Raw genomic sequence first — 20069 nt, 5'->3', positions numbered from 1 at the left:
CACACTTTCACTACAAACTTAAATGCTTGTTCACTGCTGCCGCTAATTCATCAGGATTGAATTTCGCGATAAAGTCGTTGGCGCCTACTTTTTGCACCATGGCCTGGTTGAACACGCCGCTGAGTGAGGTATGTAAAACGACCTTAATATGCTTAAGTTTTGGATCGTCGCGGATTTCTGCCGTTAAGGTATAACCATCCATTTCAGGCATTTCGATATCAGAAATAATTAATGGGATCTCTTCGGCGACATTGTTCATTTCACCAGCAATCGCCTTTAACTTGTCCAATGCCTCGCGGCCATCTTTTGCCGTATCAATCTGTAAGTTTAATGATTCCAACGCGCGAATAATCTGTTTACGAGCCACAGCCGAATCATCAATCACCATGATGTGATAATGCTGACTTCTATCGATAGTGAGCTGCTCATTGACTTCTTCACTAATCGCGGTTTTTACTGGGGAGATTTCATCAAGAATCTTTTCAACATCGAGAATTTCGACTAACTCGCCTTCAATTTCAGTCACCGCCGTCAAATAGGAATAACGGCCAGCACCTTGCGGTGGCGGCATAATAGCTTCCCAATTCATGTTGATGATACGTTCAACTGAACTGACCAAGAAACCTTGCACGCTGCGGTTATATTCTGAAATGATAATAAAGCAATTTTCGGTACTCGCGAGCGGACGTCCGCCAGTTGCGGCACTTAAATCGATCACTGAAATGGTCGTTCCGCGAATATGTGCCACCCCTTTGACGTAGGGATTAAGTTTAGGCAAGGCCGTTAATGGTGGACACTGCAGAACCTCTTTCACTTTGAATACGTTAATCCCAAAACGTTGACGACCATTCAACTTAAATAGCAATAGTTCTAGTCGGTTTTGACCTACGAGTTGGGTGCGTTTGTTGACTGAATCAAGAATACTCGACATAACTCTGCCTTGTTGTTCTGTTTATGTACGGCCATAAAACTCGTTTGAGTATAGGCATATTAATTGCTTGCGTCTTGTTATCCATAACCATAGTTGAAACTGAGTCAAACTTCTGACACGAAATTTTGGCCTTAACGACACAGGACAGTTTCACGTTTGATAAAAGTATAGGTGCATTCTGGCGTTACAAGCTAGTCTCTTCATTATGAAAGTAAATTTAGTATATTTTTTATGTGTTATCGCATTATTTCTCACCTCGGCGGCCAATGCAGCTCCCGAGGTACCTAGCGTATCGGCGATATCAGAGTTAGCTAAAGCCCTTATTAATGAAAAGATTTCAGTGCCAGCGAATGCCAAAGTGGAAATCGCTCCCCAACCTATCGACAACCGACTACTGCCAGCACAATGCGCATCCCCAATAAAAGTTGAACTAGCATCCGATAGGGAAATCAGCCGCAACAACACAGTAAAAGTCAGCTGTGATACACCTGATTTGGCCTACCCTTGGCAGATTTTTATGTCGGTGCGTGTTGATATTCTGTTCCCTGTGGTCGTTGCCAGCGAAACACTGGCGCCAGGGGAGTTAATCAGTCCGACTCAGGTTGAAATCCGTTATATTGATCAAAATAGTTTACGCGGAATGCAATTTAGCGATACCAGCCAACTTTCAGGCGTACGGGTTAAACGCCGTGTTGCCAAAAATTTTCCCATTTTTGCCAACAACCTTTGCTTTGTCTGTAAGAATGATTCAGTGTCGATTTATGTCCGTTCCAGTAATTTTGTGCTAAAAACCGTGGGTGAAGCACTGCAAGATGGTAATATTGGTGACCAAATTAGGGTCAAAAATAGCAGCTCAAACAAGGAACTAGATGCTATAGTCACAGCCATTGGCGAAGTCGAAGTTAGAATGTAAAATAAGCTAAAGCTTTTCGTTGGGCTGCCGATACCCCAGTTAAGAAATCCCGTATACACGACGCTGGAGCCTAAAATGGCAATTGATATTAGCAAATTTAACGCCGGAGCGGCCGCGCAAGTCCGTTCAAACAGTACTAAAAAGAGCAGTGAAAGCGAGCAATCGACTCAGGTTGCGGCCAAATCGACTCAACAAAAAGGTGACTCTGTTGTCATTACGGCTCAAGCTCAACAGCTACAAGGAGCTCAAACCAAAATGGCCAGCCTACCTGAAGTCGACCAAAAGAAAGTCGCTGAAATTAAGCAAGCGATTGCCGAAGGTCGCTATAAAATTGATCCCGAAAAGTTGGCGGCCAACATTGCCAGCTTCGAAGCTGAATTGAATGACCTCAATAAAGAGTAACTATGACAGAAATAGCTAAACTGGTAGATCAACAACACGCCCATTTGGCTGTTCTTAAACAGATTATTCTTAAGGAAAAAGGCGCTTTGGTTGACCAAAACGCCGATTTGCTTTTATCGCTTGCGGAGCAAAAATCAACATGCCTGCAAGAACTCAAGGCCAACGATGACTTACTGGCCAATCACAGCGATAAATCCTTACTCTCCTCGCAAGTAGAACTATCCCATAAAATGGCCGCCGTAAAAGAGGCCCTTGCCGAATGTAAGGATCTTAACGCTCAAAATGCCAGTCTCATCGAGATGAATTTGGCGAGTCTAAACCGTTTTGCCCAAGCCTTACAGGCGAGCCGAAACGCGACCACTCTGACTTATAACGATAAAGGCAGAACTTCGACCCTTTCTAGCTTAGGCAATGATTTAAAAGCATAAGTCGAGCAGTAAATAGTAAACGGGATATAAAAAAAGCCGCGCTAAAACTGAGTGCGGCTTTTGTTTATTGGTACTGCAAGGACTAGTCACCCTGCCCTAGTGCTAAAAATAGGTAACGTCTTTAATTCTTTGTGGGCGGCTCTGCTGTTGGTAAATTTGCCATACCTTGGCAAAATCAAGCTCCAACTCAGTGACATAGTGATCCCCTGCCGGATAGCTTTTTACCACTCTCGCGCCGCGGATCACCCCAGTCACAGAAGCTTTAACATTGTCATCTGTCAGCATCCAATCACTGACACTGCTATTGGCGGTGATCTTTTGTCCATACACTTGTTCAGCCAGTTCACGATAAGCCACAATTTTTGAGGCCTGCATCGCCATCAATACTCGTTGGGACTGCTCTTTAGCCGGTTGAGTCGCAAGCGGGGCATAACCTATGGCCGTCAGCTTAGGAAAACTGCTTGGCGGTACATCTTCCCACTGAACATATTTATCTTTGGCAGCACACCCTGTTAGTAGGAGCGCCGCAACAATGAATAGGTAGCGTTTCATTTTCCATCTCCTAGCACTCGCACTTCATTCATACCAGGGCTCGACTGGCGGTATAAAATCCCATCCTGAGAGATAACTTGCTCTGAAGGCTGCATGTAATTGCTCAACTCTTTTTGGGTCACATAGGTTTGAGAGGCTGACACCACGCGGTTATTACTCAAGGTAACAATCCGAGTGTTGATTGCCATGCCATTGGTCGTGGGGCTCATCGTCGATACCACAATATGGTCAACGGGTAAGTTGGTCGAAAGCTTTTGCCAATCGCGCGTCAAAATAAAATCGCCATCAGCCGTCACACTCAGCCCATCACCTAAATTCAAATCCACCACATTAAACATAAAGCTATGCAAAGACGTCATCAGCCCTTGCTGGAGCTGCTGCGCCAGCGCATTGGTGCTACTCAAGTCCCCCACTAACACAGGCGTGGCAACAACGATAGGTTGGTCGGGACGCAAGGCATCATTCTGCTTGACTAACTCAGTCACAATGCGCTGCGCTAGATGATTAATTGTCGCCGTAGGCGGCAAACCATTGCCGTCAGCTAAGCTAGGTTTGGGCGGTGCCACGGGTTTAGTCGCACACCCAACCAGCACTAACAGTGCCAGAGGAATGAATGCACGCTTAAGCATAGGAGTAACCTCGTCATCAGTATCAATGTGGCCCAGTGGGAGCCGCAATCTTTGCCATAAAACAAGCAAGTATTAGACCAAGTCAAAATATTGCGCTTAATGAACTCTTCAGATTATCGACAAATCTATTGATAACTTTATCCCTATACCACGATAAATCAGGCATACAATTTGCTTGGAGCCATAAAGCACCGCCAGTAAACTGACTCATCCTAGCAATTTTAGTTAAGGGCTTATTGATGAACATACTAAGAAAGAACTTGCTCATAATCAGCAGCCTACTGCTATTTGCTGCACAGGCAAACGCCGAATGGGTCGAGGCCAGTGGAGAAGCGGTGATCACCAATGGCAACATCGCCCAAGCACGTGAAGAAGCCATCAATCAAGCGGTGAGTTATGCCACGCTCAGTACCGGTATCCAAATCACCAGCGAACAGCAAACGACTAACGGCAACTTAACGCAAAACAGCTTTGCGATTAATCGTTATGCCCAGGCGATTAGCATTCAATTGGTGAGCGAGCGTATTCAAGGCAATAAAATCTATGTATCCCTCAGGCTCGATCTCAATGATGATCCAACCCAGCAATGCCCGGCAGGCCAATTAAAGGCCGCCATCTTAATTCCCCAAGCGCAAATAAAAGACCGAGCACAGTTACGCTACGGACAATTATCGGGATTTGAAGAAGTCATCTCCGAGAAACTGGGTAATAGTATTGATGGCTACTCATCTACTGGTTTTAGCCATATCCATGCCAAAGAACGGCTTGATATCGCACAAGAATTGGTCGATATCCGTGGCTATCGACTCCCAAGCTGGTTGAGTGAAATCACCGATAGCCAATATATTTTATTGCCACAAATCATTGATATATCGACTGAGCCTGTGCAATCTACCTTTATGGGATGGTGGGATGAAGCGCCACTCAGACAATTCCAATTTAAACTCAGTCTCTTTCACGGCATTAGCGGCGAGGAAGTGTGGAGCAAAACCTACAGTACCTCTGCCCCGTGGGAGTTTGAAGAACAGGCCATCATAGCCCCTAATAGTGACCGATTTTGGCGTTCATCCTATGGCAGAAATATCAGCCAAATCATGCAAGAAGCAACTCGAGATATAGACAACACGCTCAATTGCAGACCATTATTGGGGCAAGTCGTCAGCCGTCAAGGCGATAGAATTATCCTCAACTTAGGTCGCAAACACGGCATTCGAGTTGGCGATAAATTCCAGGTCGTGTTACAACAAAACTTACCCGATAGACTCAACGAAATGCGTGCCGTCGCCACCAAGAGCCGAGCAACGGTAAAAATCGAACAAGTTAGCGAAGAAAGTGCAACCGCGATCCTCGTTGACCAAAATGCGGCTTACAATGTACAGATAAACGACATCGCGCTTAAGATTTAACCAACTAAATCATAAACCTTTTAATCAAAGATAAAACCAGTATAATCACTGGCGTCTCTTCATAGCTCAACAGGATAGAGCAGCCGCCTCCTAAGCGGCCGATCGGGGTTCGAGTCCCTGTGGAGAGACCATAAGTCATTTCTTACCTATAAAATTCAATTGGTTACGAAAAACCCAAAAGTCCTGTGCCGCCATAGGAATGTCATTTTTTAGAATTTTTCGTAACTTTTTCAAAAATCCCCTTTTCACTCATTTCATCCGGTTACTTGACTATCACGTTCATTTCCGTTAGCTATCTTAGATTTAGAAAATTGATACGTATCGAATGGAAGCTGTAGAAGTCATCGGAACCAATACTTCTGGACATATTGCTAAATGAGTAAACTCGCCTATTGAGGTGGAGCGTGTTAACAAAGAAACCCCGTAAAATCCATACAAGAATTCAAAGTTTGGGCTTTGAACCGTACTGATAAAATTGGTATAGTGGTAACCACTCACCAACTAAGTTCTTGTAAATCAAAAGTCTAAGTTCATCAAACCCAATATCGAAAAAAAATACAACCGCTATGTAAGCTGAAATCACTTGGCTTAAACGCCAATTAGTAAAGCAAGTTGAAAATTTGAAAATCCTAAAAAAGCAGCCACCAACTTTCGAAAGGAACCAAAGTAGCCAAATTTGAGTTAATCCTCGAACATCAACACCGCTTTTCTCTTTATCCGATGGTAGCTGTGATCAGGAGTGGGAATTATGCTATGGCACTGAGTCCTAGAGCGATTCAACGTATGGCCCTTTATACGTGGATTTAGGCTCCCTTTGACGATTCAATGGAACTCTACGGCGCGGGACACATTCAGTGGGATTTAGGAAGACTATTTATGTAAGATGGGTATTAAAACCATTATGCTAGCATCTCAAACCGATAATTGTTGCCAAAGGCTGCTAAGATATTTATGGTGACAACCGACAGTAATCATAATTATCGGTTCTAGCAAATCGGCTAGAATAGAACTTTATTGCTGACGCGCAAAATTAGGAATGAGCTGCCAATATTACCTATATAAACCAGTGAGAGGATAGCCCTATCTGTTTGTAACCATTGTTCTTTACTATCGAGCCGTTTTGGATTAGTTGATGGCAAGCAGAATAACAGTGGAGCCTATTTATGAGGTATTGAAGATAGCCCGATTCCGCTGAGAATTTCCTACGGACGTGATTATTAAAAAATGCCTGAGACAGCTAATACTACGCAAATGATAACCTTACTTTACTTTAAAGGTGTCAGATTGTACAAAGTATGAGCAACAAAGGGAGCTGCAGGGATAATGTTTGTGTGGAAAGTTCCTTCCACACGTTAAAAATTAAGGCGCTACAAGACGTAACGCTCATGACTTGTCCTCAAATCAAACTAACAGTATTTGAGTACAAAGTTGATTACAATCGAACCAAACAGCATAGTGCTCCTATTTATTCAGTCCAGAAAGTTTTGAATTAAAATGCGTACTTCGCAAAGCGTCCAATATTACGGCAGTCAGATCATTAGGTCTCTATCAACTTAAAATGACAAAGAGTATTTGCCAACATCGCCATCCAAATCAGGGATTTCAGTTATCTTAAATATGCATTATTAGATTTTATCAAATCAAATGAAAGCCATCTAACTGCTTGCAACAAAGTAAAAACTTTTTCGTAGGAACGTGCTCCATGACTGATTTACTACAACAGAATATGGCTATTATCCGCCGTCGCTGGCCGGAAGTGGCTCAGACCATGGACGCAGCAAATCCCGACAGCCTGGATGCCATGTTGGTGACAGGTGCCAATCACACTATCAGCGTTAACGGTATCCAGCTCAGCAGCTGTTATAATCGCTTGGCCGAAGCGGAACTTATGATAAATCAGCTTCCAGCTTGGTGCAGCACCGTTTCTGTTTATGGGGTCGGCATGGGTGATGTACCCACCTTGCTCTCTGATAACAAACACTTGGAACATATTCGTATCTGCCCGCTCAATTTGAATCTGTTAGTTTTGTTGCTCAGCTACACAGATCAAAGCGAGTGGTTAAGCGATCTGCGGGTAGTACTGGAACCCAATCCCCGGCAAGATGAGCTGGCGCAGCATTACATTGCAATAATATCTGATCTGCAGCTCATCAGTGACCATAACGCCAGACTGCGTGATCTGTTGATGTTTCATAATAATCTTGCGTTTGCCAACAAGCGGCACAAACCTGAAGATGTGAAATTTCAGCGCAGGTTGGCAGACAATCTTGAGACCATAAAACAGGATCCCGATGCTGCATCACTAAGCTTGCTCTTTCAACCAAGCAAGACTTTGGTTATAGGTACGGGTCCGTCGCTGGAACAGCATTATGATTATTTGAGGGCACAAATGGCATTACCCTTGGCAACACGGCCCCTGATGATAGCTGTAGATACGGCATTAAAAGCCTTGGTCAACGAAAATATCATTCCGGATATTGTCATAAGCTTGGATTACAACATTTCTCTTGCTCACTTGCCCGAAGTGCTTCCGGAAAAAGTTAAATTGGTCTATTTTCCCAGGTCTCAGCCACAGGTATTGCATGCCTGGCCCGGGGAGCGCTTCGCTGCCTATTCGCTCAATGAAACCTATGATGAACTCAACAGCCGCTATCCCAAGCTGCGCTTGTTTGCCAATGGCAGTGTCATACATCCGGCCATTGACTTGGCGGTATACCTGAAGAGTAAACAAATCATCTTATTTGGTTGTGACTTCTGTTATCCCAAAAACAAGACCCATGCCTTCTGGCCCGAGGGCAAGCTCGGGCCCTCAATAACAGACTCCAAACACCACTGGGTCATCAACGGGCATGGAGATAAAGTGATTACTCACTTGAATTTCCGTGGTTATTTACTCGCACTGGAACACTATATCCGCACAAAACCAGAGGTGGCATTTTATAACTCGAGTCTGGAAGGCGCCGCCATTAAAGGAACCCTTTATCTGGAGTGTAAATGATGAAAAATGATATCAATACAGTCCTGATCCCCAAGTTGATAAGTACAGCCCATAAATTGAGATTAGGTCAGGAAGCCGATGGTTCAAGCGATTTTGGTGAATGCATTGTCTTAATCACCACCATACTGCCGGAACTGCAGAACACCAAGGCCATGATGACCTTGTTTCGACACATGCTCGCCACTCAGGAAAGGCATGATTGGCTGGCGCTGGCTGACTGCCTAGAATATGAATTACCCTTACAATTACAACAGCAGGCCACAGATCAAATCTGAAGCCTTGCTATTTGCAGAATTGCAGAGAGTCCAGTTATGAAAATTGCCATAATTCCAGCCAGAGGCGGCAGTAAAAGAATACCAGGGAAAAATATTCGTCTGTTCCATGACAAACCCATTATTGTGTGGTCCATCGAGGCGGCACTTGCCAGCGGTTGCTTTGATAAAGTCATTGTTTCTACTGATGATCCAAATATTACCGACATTGCGATTCAGGCCGGTGCAGAAGCCCCCTTTATGCGACCAGCTGAATTATCAGACGATATGACAGGAACCATGGCGGTGATCCGCCATGCCATCCACTGGCTAAATGGCACCTTGTCTCGGCAAAGTGGGGATATGGAGCTTACCCATGTGTGTTGTATATATGCCACGGCCCCCTTCATCAGCGCCGAAGACATCAAAATTGGCTTGCAGAAGCTGACTAGTGGTGAAAACGACTACGCCCTGGCCGTCACCAATTTTGAATTTCCCATTCAACGTGCAGTGATACTCAATGCACAACATCAGCTTGAAATGTTACAACCCAACCACTTCATGACCCGCTCACAGGATCTGCCAATTGCATACCACGATGCAGGACAATTTTGCTGGGGAACCACTGCAGCCTGGCTGCAACAGAAGGCCATCTTCACCAGCCCAACAGCACCGGTGTTTATTCCCAGTTATAGAGTGCAGGATGTTGATACCGAAGACGATTGGATAAGAGCTGAACTCATGTTCAAAGCCATTTATACTATGCAGGGTGTGTGAGGCCAATGGTGGATAATTTACAGGCAGCGTTATCAGACAGCCAGACCGTTGTTTTTCGCACAGACTCAAGCCGGAGCATAGGTTATGGACATGTTATGCGCTGCCTTACGCTGGCAATGGCCTTAAAACAGCAGGGTTGCCAATGCTATTTCATATGCCGTGATCTACTCAATAATCACAGCGCTTTGGTCGAACAACATGGCTTTGTGTTGGTGCTATTACCCCGGGATACATATCTGAGTCCAGAAAATGATACCTCAGAGCCACGTCACTGCAGCTTGCTGGAGACAAGTTGGCAGCATGACATCAGCCAATGTGTTTCACATTTTAATGTAATCAAACCAGATATTATTGTTGTCGATCATTATGCTCTTGATGAAAAATGGGAAACACAAGCCAAGGCATATTGCAAAAAGCTGATGGTTATCGATGACCTGGCAGACAGGATGCATAGATGCGATATATTACTCGACTACAACTTGAGCGTTAAATCCAACGCATATAAAACTTGGGTTCCTCAAAAGTGCCAATTACTACTTGGTGGAAAATATGTCTTGCTGCGAGACGAATTCAAGCAGTGGCAATATTTGAGTATCCAAAGGCGCATTTCCAAACGGCTCGAGACAATTCTCGTTACGTTCGGCGGGATAGACAGCGACAACAACAGCGAAAAGGTCTTACAGGTCATTAAAGACACACCATTGTTGGCCCTGAAACGAATAGACGTTGTAGTCAGCGCCAATGCACCCCATTTGTCATCCTTGCAATCTGCCGCACAAGCCATGCAAATCGAAACCCACATCCATACCAATGTAAATAACATGGCAGAGCTTATGGCAGTCGCTGATCTCGCCATTGGCTCGGGAGGGGGCTGCACTTACGAAAGATTGTTTATGAAATTGCCCTCGTTATTGATGCCTATTGCCGACAATCAGGTTACCCCCTTACTTTCCATGAGCCAATTAGGCCTCTTTGAGCTGTTTTTAAATTTTAATGAACTCTCAATAAAACTTGGACGCTATTGTTCACATCCCCTGCCTTTGGTTGCGGCGCCAGTGCTGTTTGGTGCACCTCTGGTGTGTCAAAACCTATTGGCCAAAGAGGTTACCTTGGCCGATGTGAAACCGCTGGATATCAGACGAACCTTCCATTGGTTGCAAGATGTAACACTAAGGGGGCAGTTTGTACAAACCAAAGCCCCTGTCAAAGCATCGCACTTTATCTATTGGCGAGCATTGCTCAAAGATCAAACCCAATATACCTTCAGCATCCTTCAACAAGGACGGCACGTGGGTAACCTAGGTATTAAACACCTAAACGTGCAACGGAGCGAAGCCGAGCTGTGGATCTACATTGGCGTACAAACCGAACAGAATAAAGGTTTGGGAACCATAGCCTTGACATTGCTGGAAAACATCATTAAACACACTCTGCTCATTAATAACATTGTGATCCATGTAGCTAAAGACAATAGCCCAGCACTGTCGTTTTACAATAAACTGGGATATGTGATCTGCGATGACAAACTGATCGCTGCGGAATTTTCCGAAAAAAATGTACTACAAATGAGAAAAGTATTATGAAATGCGCCATTATGCAACCGACTTTTTTGCCTTGGAGTGGCTACTTTAACTTAATGGCCGAGGTGGATGTGTTTGTCTTTCTCGATGATGCCCAGTTTCAAAAAAGCTCTTGGCATAACCGCAATCGTATTCCTTTGAATAATATGCCTAATTGGCTAACAGTACCGGTACGGCACCAACACTTGGATCAAACATTGCTTGCAACACGTCTTGACAATAAGACTCACTGGCGTGAAAAAATGACAAGAATGCTCGAACAGACCTATGCCAAACACGCTTTTAATTCTGAACTGTACTGTTTCATCAATCTCATATCAAACGACAACCACACCTCGCTTGCCGAATTAAATATTGCTCTCATTGAAATGATGGCTCAAAAATTAAGTATTCAATGTAAAACTATAAGATCCAGTGAACTCGATATTCCCGGTGTGAGGACGCGGAGATTATTGTCGATTCTGCATGAAATTAAAGCGACTGAGTACTTATCTCCACAGGGGGCAAGGGAGTATCTAACAGCTGATGATTTTACTGGTCAAACTGATATCCAATTATCTTTTCAGGAGTTCTTACCGCAGGTATATCCTCAAAGAAAAACTAATCACTTTATCGAAAAGCTTTCAATGCTGGATGTGGTAATGAATATCGGTTGGTCTAATTCAAAAGCTTACATAACACAAAATTATTCAGGTAATTGATCATGAAACAAGAAAACAACTTCACCCTTAAACCTCATCCGGATTATGGTTTTCTTCAAGTGACGCCGATGCCAACAACAGCGGAAATAGATCAATTTTACGCCAACGAATTTTACTCGAACGACTATAAAAATTTCAATAACTCCTCCCTTGAAGTGCAACTTATAGACAAAGAGTTTTGGGAAGGAACATGGAACGATCAAGCTAAAATAATCGAGTCACAGCTTGGAGTTTCCATGGACGAGATTGAAATTCTCGACGTCGGTTGTGGTTGGGGACAGGCATTAAGTTATTTCAAACAATTGGGAGCCAGCTGCTATGGATTTGATCCTGCCAAAGAGGCGGTTGAATATGGCATCAGCCAAGGACTAAACGTAAAGCATTGCGGGGTCGAAAGCATGAATGCCTTCAACAACAAGCAATTTGACGTTGTCATGCTTAACAACGTCTTGGAGCATCTTGCCGATCCAGTTAAGATACTTACCGAGATAAGAAGCAAGGTTCTCAAACAAGGTGGGTTACTCATAATCACTGTGCCGAATGATTTCAATACGCTGCAGGTTACAGCACAGAAATTGCTTAACATGCAACAATGGTGGGTTTCTCCCCCTGCACATCTCAACTATTTCTCACGTGCATCTTTGCAGTCATTGTTGGCAGGATGCCATTTCCAAAATGAACTAGCCATCGCGTCTTTCCCCTTGGAAATGTTTTTATTGATGGGAGACAATTACTTGAATAACAGAAACATAGGGAAAGCCTGCCACCAACGCAGGGTACAGTTTGAACTTAATTTGCGAAAACTGGGCGAAGAGCAAACGCTTCAACAGTTTTACCGATCACTGGCCGATGCTAATTTGGGTCGCCAAATCACTTGTTATGCGAAGGCCATATAACATGAAGGCGTATATTGAACATTTCCTGAATCATGGTTACGTCTTATTACCCAATATACTTACAGCGGAGGAATGCAAGCATTTCAGGGCACTGCTTGAAGCAAATTATCAAAAATATGCTCCTCAGTATGCCAATGCTTCCTCTACAGCGGGTACGCTTTCAGATAAATCCACAGAAAAAGTGGTATTTAATCTCCACAATAAATCCATGGACTGGTTCAGACTGTTTGAGCATCCCGATGTATTGGCACTGCTGGATGTGGTACTTAAACAAGGCTCATATAACAATAATGAACCCTATTACCTGAACAATATATCTGCACGTTGTCCATTGAAAGGCAATCCAGGGCAGCAGTTGCATGTCGACAGCGCTTTACCCGGAGTGAATTACTGCTTAAAAGCCAATGCAGTCTGGTTACTGGATGATTTTACACCCTCCAATGGCGCAACACGCTTGGTACCAGGCAGCCACACATGGACCGAATTCCCTGAGAATGGCAAACAACATCCCAATGAAATATTGATCACGGGCCAACAAGGTGGAGTGCTGATCTTTAACGCCAATATGTGGCATGGGGGAGGAGCAAATATGACAGATGTCAGCCGCTGGGCACTGCTGCTAGGATACGCAAGATGGTTTATCAAACCGTCATTCGACTTTATGCAAAATACTCCCGAGCATATCTACAATCGAATGAGTGACGCCCAAAGACGATTGCTGGGTTTTCATTTAGTGCCCCCAAAAGATGAATTCACGCGCCTGCGGCGAATAGGCAACACGCCAGAATGGCCAGCGCCTTATGAATTGTCCTAGCCTGATGCTCGGCATACAAGAACAGATTGACACTTATGTCTTAATTTTTTAAAGGCTTTTTATGACTCATCCAATGATTTCAATTTCAGGTCGGAAAATAGGCATAGATTATCCTCCGTATATTGTTGCCGAACTGTCGGCCAACCATAACGGTGATATTGAGCGCGCCAAACAGATTATTGCCATGGCGAAGCGCTGCAACGCCGATGCCATCAAGCTGCAAACCTACAGCGCCGATACCATCACCTTAAACTCAAAAAAAGAAGAGTTTATGATCCGCGGTGGTTTATGGGATGGAAAAAGTCTTTATGAACTCTATCAATGGGCACAAATGCCCTGGGAGTGGCATAAGCCTTTATTTGATTATGCACGCAACCTAGGTATCACTATTTTCAGCTCACCGTTCGACAACACCGCCGTTGATCTGCTGGAGGATTTGAATGCACCCGTCTATAAGGTCGCGTCATTTGAGGCCATTGATCTACCGCTGATAAAATACATTGCTGGCACCGGAAAACCTATGATTATCTCCACAGGCATGGCCAACAGAGATGAAATAGCAGAAGCCGTAGAGGCGGCCCGCAGCGGAGGTTGTAACGAACTGGCTTTACTGCATTGTGTCAGCAGCTATCCAGCACCTTCGTCCGAATACAATTTAAAAACCATTGCCGATTTAGCAAAACGCTTCAATGTCGTCGGCGGATTATCCGACCATACCATAGACAATGTCACTGCAGTAACCTCCGTGGCAGTTGGTGCAGCCATAATAGAAAAACACGTAACATTGGATCGAAACTCTGGCGGGCCGGACGACAGTTTCTCCATTGAGGAGGTGGAATTAGAGCGTCTGTGCACAGATGCCAAAATAGCCTGGCAGGCACTGGGGAAAGTGGACTATTCGCAGCAAAACAGCGAAAAAGCAACCATAAAATATCGACGTTCCCTATACATAGTTAATGACAAAAAGGCTGGAGAGCTGATACTACAAGAAGATATTCGAAGTGTGAGGCCAGGATTTGGTTTGGCACCCAAATTCTATGAGCAAATCATAGGCCGTAAACTGACAACCGATGTCAGCGTAAACTCGCCTGTCAGCTGGTCAATGTTTGAGTGACCTGCTCAGCATGGGCTAGAGGGCTTTCGACAAGGTCTCAATAACATAGGCTTGCTGCTCCTCGGTTAGCCCGGGAAACAATGGCAAACTGAGGATGCGGCTATAAAAATCTTCCGCTACTGGGAACTGTCCTTGCTTGAATCCTTTGTTCATGTAGAAAGGCTGCAGATGCACAGGAAAGTAATGAACATGCACCTGAATTCCGGCAGCCCTCATATCATCGAAAATGTGTTTTCTGTGAGACTTGTCCCGCAGGCAGATAATCAGCAAATGCCAAGCACTGTCGGAACCGGCCAAGGATTCCAAACAATGGCAAAGGCTTGACAATCCCTGACGATATCGGTTGGCCAGCTCGTTACGACGCTTAACAAAAGCATCGATGCGTTTCATCTGGGACACACCTAACGCCGCCTGCAGCTCAGTCATACGGTAGTTAAACCCCAGCTCATGCTGTTCGTAATACCAGTCCCCTTCATTTGGTCTTAGCATCTGCTGCGGCAACCTAACTATCCCGTGGCTGCGAAGCAGTCTCAACTTTTCGGCCAGCTCAGCGCTGTTGGTCATGGCCATACCACCTTCGGCACAGGTGATTATCTTGACCGGGTGAAAGCTGAATACAGTGATGTCCGAGTAATAACAACTTCCGAGTTTATGCCCTTGGAAACCGCCACCTATACCATGGGAGGCGTCCTCTATGACCCTGAAACCATATTCAGCAGCGAGCGATGCTATTGCGGCCATATCGCAGCTGTGGCCACACAGATGTACTGGAATGACAACTTTGGGCAAAGTTCCTGTCACTTTTGCTTGGGCAAGTTTGATGGCGAGAGCCTGGGAACACATGTTGCCCGTGGCAGGGTCCACATCGACAAAATCCACTTCAGCGCCACAGTACAGGGCGCAATTGGCCGAGGCGACGAAAGTGATGGGCGAGGTCCATACCAAATCGCCCTGCCCAATCCCCAATGCGAGACAGGCAATATGCAAGGCAGAGGTTGCACTGTTAACAGCGACACCGAAATTAGCACCTGTATAGTCACAGACGGCATTTTCAAATTCCGGAACCTTGGGTCCCTGGGTCAAAAAATCTGACTCAAGCACCTCAACCACAGCTGCAATATCGGTACTGTCAATATCCTGTCTGCCATAGGGGATCATGCTAAAGCGTCCATATCAAGGATCTCATTCACATTCAAAAAATGACTGTTGTTTCCGGAGTTATATTCAAAACCGGCAGCCACCAACGTGCCTTTCTCTCCAAGGGAATTGGTAGAAAAATCCGTTTCACGTCCAAAAAACTTGATGCTAGGAGTAATCACAAAATGGTCGTCAAATTCTATGGTGTGGTGCGAATCATCCCCTGGACACATTACCTCATGCATTTTTTCCCCTGGACGAATTCCTACAATCTTTTGTTCTAAACTCGGTCCATAGGCTGCAGCAAGATCGGTAATACGAATAGAAGGAATTTTTGGCACGAAGATCTCCCCCCCTTGCATACGGGAAAAATTCTTTAGCACAAAATCGACACCCTCTTGAAGGGTGATCCAGAATCGCGTCATATCTGGATGAGTAATAGGTAGCGAAGTGGCTCCATTTGCAATTAATTGCTTAAAGAAAGGAACTACTGAACCTCTCGATCCCACGACGTTACCGTAGCGGACTGCAGCGAATCGTGTTTTACCATCTCCGACGACGTTGTTTGCAGCAACAAACAGCTTATCTGACGCTAACTTTGTCGCGCCATAGAGATTAATCGGGCTTGCCGCTTTATCAGTTGATAGTGCAATAACCTTGACAACATTATTACTGATTGCAGCCCGAATGACATTTTCAGCCCCATGGATGTTAGTTTTAATACACTCCATAGGATTATATTCTGCCGCAGGTACCTGCTTAAGTGCGGCAGCGTGGATTACAAAATCCACATCTTTAAATGCTTGTTTGAGACGGTCACCATCACGCACATCGCCAATGAAATAACGCATACAAGGAGCATTAAAGACCTGCTGCATCTCATATTGCTTTAGTTCATCACGGGAGAAAATGATCAAGCGTTTTGGCTTATATCGTTCAAGAATGGTTTTGGTGTATTTTTGTCCAAATGACCCTGTGCCACCAGTAATCAAAATTGTTTTATTATCAAACATAGAGTTCCCCACTCAAGATTGTTAGCTTCAATTAACTACTTGCGACACTTATGATTAAATACATCAGTACGGTAACCATACAAGATTCTTGCCAACTCTGTGCATAAACACATGTTGACAACATGGTGTAACCAATGAAGCCTATTATAGGCAACTATATATAATATATGTAGTTTTTCATAGTTCAATTGCGATTAGGGTAACATTTGTCCGCTTTTCATTTTCGACTAGAGTTACATGAACTGCGTCAATTAACCGTTGGTATAGAGATTGCTTGCAAGCATCGCGATGACATAGTCTCATGTAGTTATAACCACTAGCTTCAATTGCTCATTAGGGTAAGAATTCCATGCAATTACAATCTAACATTTTGAATAATTTTGCTATTAGTCGCTTTAATGAGTACTACTTACCCAGTGTCAATCGCAATACATTCGAGGGAATCGACTCAAGAACCTTCTACGATAGGAAATTTGGAACACTTTTCAACCAAAAAGATAAGTTAAACATAATTATCGGTATGGACTCAGGTCTGCTGGCTAACTATATACTTGAACTAAAAGAAGGTATTCCAGATGGTAGTAAATTTGTTTTTATTGAATTATCTACTATTTTACCTTTATTACTCATTGATATTCCTAGTAAGTTGAGAAGTAAACTCGTTATCATTGATGAATCTGGCTTAGATGAACTATTTAAGCAAGATGATATCAAACTCTTCATTGCAAAAGGTGAATACTGGTTAATTCCTTCATCTTCTGTATCCTCTCGTCATATTGATGATTACAACACATTACTAAACACTGTTGAATCTAGATTACAGAATGAATATTTTGACAACAGCGTTAACTTTACACAAAAAATATTTGTAAGAACTCAATTAGAAAACATTGCAGATAATCATACGCAAGCAAAAGAACTTAGAAATACACATAGACAAATGACTTGCATTGTTATCGCGGGTGGTCCATCACTTGATGATGCCATTCAATGGATAAAGGAAAATCAAAATAGTTTATATGTAATCGCTGTATCAAGGATAGCAGGAAAGCTTGCAAGGTTTGGTATAAATGTTGATATTGTTGTCTGTGTAGACCCTCAAGATTTTAGCTTTGATGTCAGTAGAGGTATGTTTGAATTAAACGAGGAGTCACTACTTGTACACTCATATCACGTCAATCCTAAAGTATTATCTCAATGGCAAGGTGATTGTTATTATATGGGGCAACGTTTTCCTTGGAATAATGATAAAGACTTTGACAACATACCGACTGTCGGACCAACAGTCACGAATAGTGCAGTACGTTTGGCTATAGAAATGGGATTCAAGCAGGTCTTGTTAAGTGGCGTGGATTTTTGTTATTCAAAATCTGGATATAGTCACGCCAGCGGTACAGTTGAAGCAAGTTTGGGGCCGAGTTTAGGGCACGATACATTATGGGTAAGCACTTATGACGGTTACCAAGCAGAGACCTTAATCCAACTTAAGCAAGCAATGGAGTCACTTGAAAATGAAGCAAAAACCTACCCTCATGTTGATATAATCAATTTATCATCAAATGCAGCATGTATTGAGGGAATTACCCATCAACCCACAAAAGAAATAACACTTCCCCCTCTAGAGAAAAGCAAACTACTATCGGATAGTCAATTTAACACTATAAAAGAAAATGACCTAAACAAAGCTTATTTTGAGTGTAAAAAAATTAGAAATGAACTTATCAAGTTACAGTATTTAATCACTGAGGCAAAAAAACTCGCGTCAAAACTTAACTTAGACTCAAAAAAATCATCAAGCACTCTTGAAAAAATAGATAAAATTGAGTTAAAAATAAACAAAAAATATAAAAATCTATCTCAGCTAATCAAGTTTTATGGTTACTTCGAATTCTCTAAATTCTTAACAACTCGAGAGATAGAAAGCTGGACGCAACCGCAAATAAACCAAATGACAGAAAGATACTATGAGGCATTTTTGTCTAGCTGTGTTCAAGTTTTTAAACTAGTAGAAAGTGCTTGTAACAAACTGCAAGATAGAATAAACGAGCTGAAAACTACTCCATTTAATACATTAGCAGAGCAATGGAAAAGAGATAATCAACCAGGAAGGTGCTTTATATGGAAAAGGATGCATCCTGACTATTCATTCTCAGCAGATGAAAAATTACTTTGGACGAAACTAAATAATCTATACCAGCTTAGCTTAACTCAAGTGAGACAAGTCTATGTTGAAGCACTTAATACAGGCTCCGCAATGGAGCACGTTTATACTAAAATATTGCGATTGAACAAATCGAAAAGTCATCAAGGCTTAGCATTATTAACTCATAACCTTATGCCTTTAACCGAAAAAGATCCAGAAGCTAAGCGGCTATACCATCTTGCATTATCGTTTCAACTTTGTCTTGAACAGCAACCTCAACAAGCATTAGATGCATTGCTTGCATTACCCGAAGAACTCTGTACGGAAATGGAGTTAAAGCACATTATTTTACTTGCACTGAAATTAGGTAAACTTGAGCTTGCGGAAGATACCCTTGTCAAAATTTTGACCCACAGTGACGAGTACATACCGCAGTATGCGCATATCCTTAAGCTCCGGGGAAAAATCCAAGAGTCAGTCAACGTCTATCTAGACTACTTAGAAAAATATCCTTCAGATACGCAGACTTGGATAAAACTTGGTTTATTCATGGTTGAGCTAGGTCAAGCGGAGGGAGCACACACCGCGTTTTCAAATGCCTTGAATGTCGATCCGGATAATCAGGTGGCACAGCATTATGTGGCCGAACTAACCCGTATCATCACTGAAGCTCAATAGACTATGGTTCCGAGCGGCAATATCTCCGCTCGGTGGTTTTATTATTAGCACATCACATCTTATAATGAGCCCGTTTCAATTTTCCCATTTCCTAGGAGACCTTTTTTGGCTCATACCTATATACCTTTAGATACCTATCGCCGTAAGTGGATTTTTAACCACAAGGACTTGCCTGTAAGCGATGATGACAAGACTGGCATTCTGCCGCTGACGGACAAAAGCGCCATGCTGGTTTGGAATCAGTGGATTAGCAATAAAAGTAGCCGCGCCGAGCAGTTTACTAAAGGGGATTGGGCCGCTAAAGCCAACGCATGGGTCAAAACGGATCATTGGCAGAGTGCGTGGGACCGTGAAGATAATAGCCTACCCGAGATGTTGGCCGAGTTTATCCAGTGGCCAGATGATACTCAGGTCTATTTTTGCTACGAAAAATATCAAGTGATTGAGACTCGTTGGGATGTCTTTGTCCGCAACTGGAAGTGCTTTCTGTTTTTCGATGATGGCCCAATTCTGATCTCCCCTAAGCAAAAACAAGCGGTGATGTTTGAGCAAAATGGCCAATATAAATTAGGTATACGTGGCTAACCACGTCAGCCAATAAGTCGAATGACTCGAACAAAGAATTCCGACTTTTTGCTTTCTTAAGGTATCCCTCAAAAGAAAGCTGCCCAACTTGATTTACCTCCTAAGCGATAGCTTGAACAGA

19 protein-coding genes and 1 tRNA gene are annotated in these 20069 nt (G+C 43.4%); 15 read left to right on the top strand and 5 right to left on the bottom strand.

The features are described from left to right. Window positions 1-10: 10 nt before the first annotated feature. On the bottom strand, window positions 11-931 hold the full coding sequence (locus SHEWANA3_RS06930) for a chemotaxis protein CheV (protein ID WP_011716393.1): 921 nt from the start codon (window positions 929-931) through the stop codon (window positions 11-13). Between the two features lie 205 nt (window positions 932-1136). Between SHEWANA3_RS06930 and flgA the strand changes: the two genes are divergently transcribed. The 3 genes from flgA to SHEWANA3_RS06915 all read left to right on the top strand — a co-directional run bounded on the left by flgA (window position 1137) and on the right by SHEWANA3_RS06915 (window position 2674). Continuing rightward, complete coding sequence (gene flgA, locus SHEWANA3_RS06925) at window positions 1137-1844, top strand: flagellar basal body P-ring formation chaperone FlgA (protein ID WP_011716392.1); 708 nt, start codon at window positions 1137-1139, stop codon at window positions 1842-1844. A gap of 75 nt (window positions 1845-1919) precedes the next feature. Continuing rightward, a complete protein-coding gene (flgM, locus tag SHEWANA3_RS06920; RefSeq protein WP_011622043.1) occupies window positions 1920-2246 on the top strand; it encodes a flagellar biosynthesis anti-sigma factor FlgM in 327 nt (108 codons plus the stop codon). Window positions 2247-2248: 2 nt separating this feature from the next. Next, a complete protein-coding gene (locus SHEWANA3_RS06915) occupies window positions 2249-2674 on the top strand; it encodes a flagellar protein FlgN (RefSeq protein WP_011716391.1) in 426 nt (141 codons plus the stop codon). A gap of 102 nt (window positions 2675-2776) precedes the next feature. On the opposite strand, the gene SHEWANA3_RS06910 is transcribed toward SHEWANA3_RS06915, so the two are convergent. Together SHEWANA3_RS06910 and SHEWANA3_RS06905 are read right to left on the bottom strand one after the other, a co-directional pair. Next, window positions 2777-3226 (bottom strand): LPP20 family lipoprotein, encoded by a 450-nt coding sequence (locus tag SHEWANA3_RS06910; RefSeq protein WP_011625672.1) that lies wholly within the window; start codon window positions 3224-3226, stop codon window positions 2777-2779. Then, entirely contained in the window at window positions 3223-3855 is a 633-nt protein-coding gene (locus SHEWANA3_RS06905; protein ID WP_011716390.1) for a FlgO family outer membrane protein, read from the bottom strand. Before SHEWANA3_RS06905 ends, SHEWANA3_RS06910 begins: the two co-directional genes overlap by 4 nt. Before the next feature lie 239 nt (window positions 3856-4094). On the opposite strand from SHEWANA3_RS06905, the gene SHEWANA3_RS06900 reads away from it, so the two are divergent. From SHEWANA3_RS06900 to pseI, 10 genes are all read left to right on the top strand, one after another. Next, complete coding sequence (locus tag SHEWANA3_RS06900; RefSeq protein WP_011716389.1) at window positions 4095-5261, top strand: flagellar assembly protein FlgT; 1167 nt, start codon at window positions 4095-4097, stop codon at window positions 5259-5261. A 55-nt stretch (window positions 5262-5316) separates the two neighbouring features. After that, window positions 5317-5392: transfer RNA gene (locus SHEWANA3_RS06895), tRNA-Arg, on the top strand. A 1571-nt stretch (window positions 5393-6963) separates the two neighbouring features. Beyond that, complete coding sequence (locus SHEWANA3_RS06890; RefSeq protein WP_011716387.1) at window positions 6964-8259, top strand: 6-hydroxymethylpterin diphosphokinase MptE-like protein; 1296 nt, start codon at window positions 6964-6966, stop codon at window positions 8257-8259. Continuing rightward, window positions 8256-8534, top strand: a complete 279-nt coding sequence (locus SHEWANA3_RS06885) for a hypothetical protein (protein WP_011716386.1) — start codon at window positions 8256-8258, stop codon at window positions 8532-8534. The genes SHEWANA3_RS06890 and SHEWANA3_RS06885 overlap by 4 nt, the downstream gene beginning before the upstream one ends. A 36-nt stretch (window positions 8535-8570) precedes the next feature. Continuing rightward, complete coding sequence (gene pseF, locus SHEWANA3_RS06880) at window positions 8571-9287, top strand: pseudaminic acid cytidylyltransferase (RefSeq protein WP_011716385.1); 717 nt, start codon at window positions 8571-8573, stop codon at window positions 9285-9287. Window positions 9288-9292: 5 nt separating this feature from the next. Then, on the top strand, window positions 9293-10870 hold the full coding sequence (gene pseG / locus SHEWANA3_RS23000; protein ID WP_011716384.1) for a UDP-2,4-diacetamido-2,4,6-trideoxy-beta-L-altropyranose hydrolase: 1578 nt from the start codon (window positions 9293-9295) through the stop codon (window positions 10868-10870). Then, window positions 10867-11568, top strand: coding sequence for a WbqC family protein (locus SHEWANA3_RS06870; RefSeq protein ID WP_011716383.1), 702 nt, complete (start codon window positions 10867-10869; stop codon window positions 11566-11568). Before pseG ends, SHEWANA3_RS06870 begins: the two co-directional genes overlap by 4 nt. Window positions 11569-11570: 2 nt before the next feature. After that, window positions 11571-12464, top strand: coding sequence for a class I SAM-dependent methyltransferase (locus tag SHEWANA3_RS06865; protein ID WP_011716382.1), 894 nt, complete (start codon window positions 11571-11573; stop codon window positions 12462-12464). A gap of 1 nt (window position 12465) precedes the next feature. After that, the gene (locus SHEWANA3_RS06860) at window positions 12466-13278 is read left to right on the top strand and encodes a phytanoyl-CoA dioxygenase family protein (RefSeq protein ID WP_011716381.1); all 813 of its coding nucleotides are present in this window, start codon (window positions 12466-12468) and stop codon (window positions 13276-13278) included. Window positions 13279-13339: 61 nt separating this feature from the next. Continuing rightward, the gene (pseI, locus tag SHEWANA3_RS06855) at window positions 13340-14392 is read left to right on the top strand and encodes a pseudaminic acid synthase (RefSeq protein ID WP_011716380.1); all 1053 of its coding nucleotides are present in this window, start codon (window positions 13340-13342) and stop codon (window positions 14390-14392) included. A gap of 15 nt (window positions 14393-14407) precedes the next feature. On the opposite strand, the gene pseC is transcribed toward pseI, so the two are convergent. Together pseC and pseB are read right to left on the bottom strand one after the other, a co-directional pair. Then, entirely contained in the window at window positions 14408-15550 is a 1143-nt protein-coding gene (gene pseC, locus SHEWANA3_RS06850) for a UDP-4-amino-4,6-dideoxy-N-acetyl-beta-L-altrosamine transaminase (protein WP_011716379.1), read from the bottom strand. Next, window positions 15547-16542, bottom strand: coding sequence for a UDP-N-acetylglucosamine 4,6-dehydratase (inverting) (gene pseB, locus SHEWANA3_RS06845; protein ID WP_011716378.1), 996 nt, complete (start codon window positions 16540-16542; stop codon window positions 15547-15549). The genes pseC and pseB overlap by 4 nt, the downstream gene beginning before the upstream one ends. 349 nt (window positions 16543-16891) lie before the next feature. Here pseB and SHEWANA3_RS06840 point away from each other — a divergent pair, with 349 nt between their 5' ends. Both SHEWANA3_RS06840 and SHEWANA3_RS06835 read left to right on the top strand, forming a co-directional pair. Beyond that, window positions 16892-19363, top strand: coding sequence for a 6-hydroxymethylpterin diphosphokinase MptE-like protein (locus SHEWANA3_RS06840; protein ID WP_011716377.1), 2472 nt, complete (start codon window positions 16892-16894; stop codon window positions 19361-19363). A 105-nt stretch (window positions 19364-19468) separates the two neighbouring features. Next, the gene (locus SHEWANA3_RS06835) at window positions 19469-19948 is read left to right on the top strand and encodes a DUF2947 domain-containing protein (RefSeq protein ID WP_011716376.1); all 480 of its coding nucleotides are present in this window, start codon (window positions 19469-19471) and stop codon (window positions 19946-19948) included. The last annotated feature ends 121 nt before the right edge of the window (window positions 19949-20069 follow it).

The organism is Shewanella sp. ANA-3, assembly GCF_000203935.1.
Classification (GTDB): Bacteria; Pseudomonadota; Gammaproteobacteria; order Enterobacterales; family Shewanellaceae; genus Shewanella.
The sequence above is the reverse complement of the archived record's forward strand: the minus strand, read 5'-3'. Positions and strand labels throughout refer to the sequence as shown.